Genomic DNA, 4901 nt, shown 5'->3' with positions numbered 1-4901 from the left:
ATAAGAGACAGGGAGGGGGGCTCCGGCGTCAACAGACATCTCGGTACCGGTAGCCCCCCTCCCCAACCCTCCCCCCGCTGGGGGGAGGGAGCCATGCCCGGGGTTCTTTCGGGGGGACGGTCACCTCACCCGGTCTGCGTGGGTATAGACCGTCGCCCGGTCTTCGCGCACGAAACCCACCAGCGCCATGCCTGCCGCCTCGGCCGTGCGCACCGCCAGCCCGGTCGGCGCCGACACGGCGGCCAGCAGCCCCACGCCGGCGCTCGCCGTCTTGTAGACCATCTCGTAGCTGGCGCGGCTGGTCACGGCGATGAAGCCGTCGGCCGGATCGACCTCCGCCAGCGCCATCGCGCCGATGAGCTTGTCGAGCGCGTTGTGGCGGCCGACGTCCTCGCGGACCAGCTGCACGGCGCCGTCCAGCCCGCACCAGGCCGCGGCGTGGGTGGCGCCGGTCGCCTGCGACAGCGTCTGGTGCGCCGGCATCTCGGCCATCGCGCGGGCCAGTGCCGCCGCGGCCACGACCACCGGCGCCACCGCGCGCCGCACGGGGCGGATCGCTTCGGCCAGGCGCTCGGTGCCGCACAGGCCGCAGCCGGTGCGCCCGGCCAGCGTGCGGCGGCGCTCCTTCAGGCGCATGAAGCAGCGCAGCGTCACCTTCAGCTCCAGCGACAGCCCCTGCTCCGGCACGCCGGCCAGCGACTCGGACACGCTCAGGTCGCTGGGCGTGGTCTCGCAGTCGAGCAGGTCTTCCGCGCGGTCGATGATGCCTTCGGACAGCGAGAAGCCGAGCGCGAAGTCTTCCAGGTCCTGCGGCGTGGCCAGCATCACGGCGTGGGAGATGCCGTTGTAGACCAGCGCGACCGGCACCTCTTCGGCGAGGCAGGCGGACTCGTCCTGCGCGACCTCGGCACCGAGGCGACGCACCACGCAGTCGATCAGAGACGCCATACGCGCAACCCCGCCGCCGCCAGCGCCGGCGCATCGAACGCCGACTTCACGTCGATCACGCAGCCGCCCTTGACCAGCTTGCGCACCAGGTCCTCCGCGCCCAGCGTGCGGAAACACCGGTGCGCCACGGCCGCCACCACGGCGTCCGCCCGCGGCAGGTCGTCCCAGCCCAGCAGGCGCACGCCGTATTCGTGCATCGCCTCGTCCGGGTCCGCCTCCGGGTCGTGCACGAAGACCTCGACGCCGTAGCTGCGCAGCTCCTGGATGATGTCCACCACCTTGCTGTTGCGCAGGTCGGCGCAGTTCTCCTTGAAGGTCAGCCCCAGCACGTTGACGCGCGCGCCCTTGATGTAGCTGCCCGCCGCGATCATCTGCTTGACCGTCTGCTCGGCGATGTACTTGCCCATGCCGTCGTTGATGCGCCGCCCGGCCAGGATCACCTGCGGGTGGTAGCCCAGCATCTCCGCCTTGTGCGTCAGGTAGTAGGGATCGACGCCGATGCAGTGCCCGCCCACCAACCCCGGGCGGAACGGCAGGAAGTTCCACTTCGTCCCCGCCGCCTCCAGCACCTCGGTGGTGTCGATGCCGATCTTGTCGAAGATGATCGACAGCTCGTTCATCAGCGCGATGTTCAGGTCGCGCTGGGTGTTCTCGATCACCTTGCAGGCCTCGGCCGCCTTGATGCTGCTGCAGCGGTGCACGCCCGGCTCCACCACCGTCAGGTACAGCGCAGCCACCTTCTCCAGCGTCGCCGGCGAGTCGCCCGCCACCACCTTGATGACGTTGGTCAGGCGGTGCTCGCGGTCGCCGGGGTTGATGCGCTCCGGGCTGTAGCCGACGAAGAAATCGCGCTGCCACTCCAGCCCCGACACCCGCTCCAGCGCCGGGATGCAGATCTCCTCGGTCGCGCCGGGATAGACCGTCGACTCGAACACCACCACCGCACCCGGCTTCAGGTTCGGCCCGATGGTGCGGCAGGCGCCGAGCAGCGGGCCGAAGTCCGGGATGCGGGCCTCGTCCACCGGCGTCGGCACGGCCACGACGATGAAATCCGCCTCGCGCAGCGCGGCCGGGTCGCAGGTGTAGCGGGCGTGGATGGCCAGCGCCATGTCCGCGTCGGAGATCTCGCGCGACGGGTCGGTGCCCGCCTGGCAGCGGGCGATCTTGTCGGCCGAGATGTCGAAGCCGATGGTGGGCAGGTGCTGGCCGAACTCGACGACCAGCGGCAGGCCGACATAGCCGACGCCGAGGACCGCGACAGTGGGAGAGGACGTGGTGGGATGCATGCGAAGACGGGGGGAGGATTCGGTTCAGCCGGGATTGTGTCCGACCCGCACGCCGTGGGTCGGACAGGTTTTGCAGCGCCATACGTAGACGTACTGACTTGCCCGCGCCAATCCCTCGATAACCTTGCCAGGTCCGCAGACTCATCCGACTTCATATGAACGACCGAAACTTAGTGAGGGGCTTGTTCCTTCTGGCGATCTCCCTGGCCTTCGGGCTGGAGTCGCTGCGTTACCAGATCGGTGAATTCAGCCACGCGGGGCCCGGCCTGTTCCCCCTGATGGTGAGTTCGCTGCTCTTCCTGATCGGGTTGATCACCGTGGTGCGGTCGCGCTTCGTCGAGCGCGTGCACCTGGAGTTCAACCTGAAGAACATCTCCATCATCCTGGCGAGTCTGTGCGGATTCGCACTGATCTCCCTGCATGTCAACATGATCGCGGGCATCGTGTTCATGGTGTTCTGCGCCTCGTTTGCAGGCACCGCGACCTACTCCGTGGTGCGCAACATCAAGATCGCCGCCGGTCTGGTCCTCGTCGGACTGGCGTTCCAGAAACTCCTCGGCTTCAATCTACCCCTCTACTGATGATGGACGTCCTTCACAACCTCGCATTCGGTTTTGGGGTCGCGCTGACCTGGCAAAACCTCATGTACTGCGCCATCGGCTGCACGGTGGGCACGCTCGTGGGCCTGCTGCCCGGCCTGGGTCCGCTGGCCACCATCAGCATCCTGCTGCCGCTGACGTATTCCATCCCCACGAGCGGCGCGCTCATCATGCTGGCCGGCATCTACTACGGTGCCCAATATGGCGACAGCGTGAGCGCCATCACGATGAAGATCCCGCACGCCAGCAGCATCGTGGCCTGCATCGACGGCTACCAGATGACGCTCAAGGGCAAGACCGGACTGGCCCTGTTCACGGCGGGCTTCTCCAGCTTCATCGGTGGCACGGTGGCGATCGTGGTGCTGTCGTTCTTCGCGCCGATGCTGGGCGAAGTGGCCTTCCTGTTCGGGCCGGCCGACTACTGCGCGCTGATGATGGTCGGCTTCGTGTGCGTGAGCTTCGTCACCACCGGCAGCCTGCTCAACGGCATGGCCATGTGCCTGATCGGCGTGCTGCTCGGACAGATCGGCACCGATGTGAACAGCGGCACCCCGCGCTTCACGATGGACTTCCCCTTCCTCGCCGAAGGCGTCGGCCTGGTGAGCATCGCGCTGGGCTGCTTCGGCATCGCCGAGATCACCAAGAACCTCGACAACAAGGACGAGCGCACCCCCTTCAACGGCGAGATCAACCTCATCCCGACCTGGGCCGAGTTCAAGCGCATCATTCCCAGCGCCCTGCGCGGCAGCGTGATCGGCTCGTTCCTGGGCATCCTGCCCGGCGGCGGTCCGGTGATCGCCCAGTTCGCGGCCTATGCGGTCGACAAGAAGGTCAGCAAGTACCGGCACGAGATCGGCAGCGGCGCCATCGAGGGCGTGGCCGGCCAGGCTGCGGCCGACGAAGCCGCCGCCCGCACCAGCTTCATCCCGCTCATGAGCATCGGCATTCCCGAGAATGCCGTGATGGCGCTGATGATGGCGGCGTTCATCATCAAGGGCATCCAGCCCGGACCCAACATGATCGCCGGCCACCCCGACCTGTTCTGGGGCCTCGTGGCCAGCATGTGGGTCGGCAACTGCTTCCTGATCACGCTGAACGTGCCGCTGGTGCGCTACTGGCTGTCGGTGTTCAAGATCCCCTACGCGGTGCTCTTCCCGTCGATCCTCTTCTTCTGCTGCATCGGCACCTACAGCGTCAACAACAACCTGGACGACATCTTCGTCACCGCCGTGTTCGGCCTGGGCGGCTACCTGTTCATGCGGCTGGACCTGGACGCTGCCCCGCTCATGCTGGGCTTCATCCTGGGCCCGATGCTCGAGGAGAACTTCCGGCGTGCGCTCCTGCTGAGCCGCGGCCACTTCAGCTCGTTTTTCACGCGCCCCATCAGCGGCACCCTGCTCAGCCTGATCGGTGTGTTCATCGTGTGGCAAGTCGTCTCGTTCGTCCTGAACGCGCGTCGGCCCCAGGCGGTGCCGGCCTAGTCGGCGCGCCAACCCCAGACCCACCGGGGCCTCCTTGAGGCCCGTCCCACGGCTGTGATGCGCAAGCGACCCTTGCGGATCACAGCCGTTCTCGCTTCCGGCCGATAAAACCGGGCAGTACCGTTCATTTGCGACACAACCCCGCATTCGCGGTTGGCGCGCCGGCGCACCCCTTGCTTACGATGACACCAGAGCCCGCGGGCTCATGAAAGGAGCCTGTCCGGCAGCACGCCTGGAATCGGTTTGGCGAAAAATTGAAACAGAACCATTCACCGTGGGGAAGTTCATGGCCACGGGTGGCCAACGTCAAGCACACTTCCCGGGCGCGAGAGTGAAAAAACAGCAGGGGAAAACACCGATGCCAGCAGACGTACAGACCACCAACCTTTTCGGCCCCGGCTCCTACGGGCAGAACCGCCCACCGCTGAACAGCCCCGCCCATGCGCTGCCCTTCTCGGCACCTCCACCGTCCATCCCCGTCTTCACCGCCGCGCTGCTGGAGCCGCTGCTGGCGGTCACCACCTTCCTCGTCGTCCATTTCGCCCACGGCCATGTGCTGGACCGCGCCGCGATGCTGCTGTCCATCA

Annotated in this window: 5 protein-coding genes; 3 read left to right on the top strand and 2 right to left on the bottom strand. The window is 66.9% G+C overall.

The genetic code is table 11. The annotated features are described in order from the left end of the window. Positions 1-120: 120 nt before the first annotated feature. Positions 121-948 carry a formate dehydrogenase accessory sulfurtransferase FdhD gene (gene fdhD, locus AB3X43_RS18415; RefSeq protein ID WP_369431321.1) on the bottom strand — a complete coding sequence of 276 codons (828 nt, stop codon included), beginning with the start codon at positions 946-948 and terminating at the stop codon, positions 121-123. Beyond that, the gene (locus tag AB3X43_RS18410) at positions 936-2234 is read right to left on the bottom strand and encodes a nucleotide sugar dehydrogenase (RefSeq protein ID WP_369431320.1); all 1299 of its coding nucleotides are present in this window, start codon (positions 2232-2234) and stop codon (positions 936-938) included. The genes fdhD and AB3X43_RS18410 overlap by 13 nt, the downstream gene beginning before the upstream one ends. Before the next feature lie 155 nt (positions 2235-2389). Between AB3X43_RS18410 and AB3X43_RS18405 the strand changes: the two genes are divergently transcribed. From AB3X43_RS18405 to AB3X43_RS18395, 3 genes are all read left to right on the top strand, one after another. Further along, positions 2390-2815 (top strand): tripartite tricarboxylate transporter TctB family protein, encoded by a 426-nt coding sequence (locus AB3X43_RS18405; RefSeq protein ID WP_369431319.1) that lies wholly within the window; start codon positions 2390-2392, stop codon positions 2813-2815. Positions 2816-2817: 2 nt separating this feature from the next. Then, entirely contained in the window at positions 2818-4314 is a 1497-nt protein-coding gene (locus AB3X43_RS18400; protein ID WP_369431322.1) for a tripartite tricarboxylate transporter permease, read from the top strand. 358 nt (positions 4315-4672) lie between these two features. Next, the coding region (locus AB3X43_RS18395) for a hypothetical protein (protein ID WP_369431318.1) at positions 4673-4901 on the top strand (229 nt) is incomplete at its 3' end.

It is taken from the genome of Sphaerotilus sp. (assembly GCF_041083715.1).
Taxonomy (GTDB): domain Bacteria; phylum Pseudomonadota; class Gammaproteobacteria; order Burkholderiales; family Burkholderiaceae_C; genus Sphaerotilus.
Note: the sequence above shows the minus strand (reverse complement) of the source record. Positions and strands in the feature narration are given on the sequence as shown.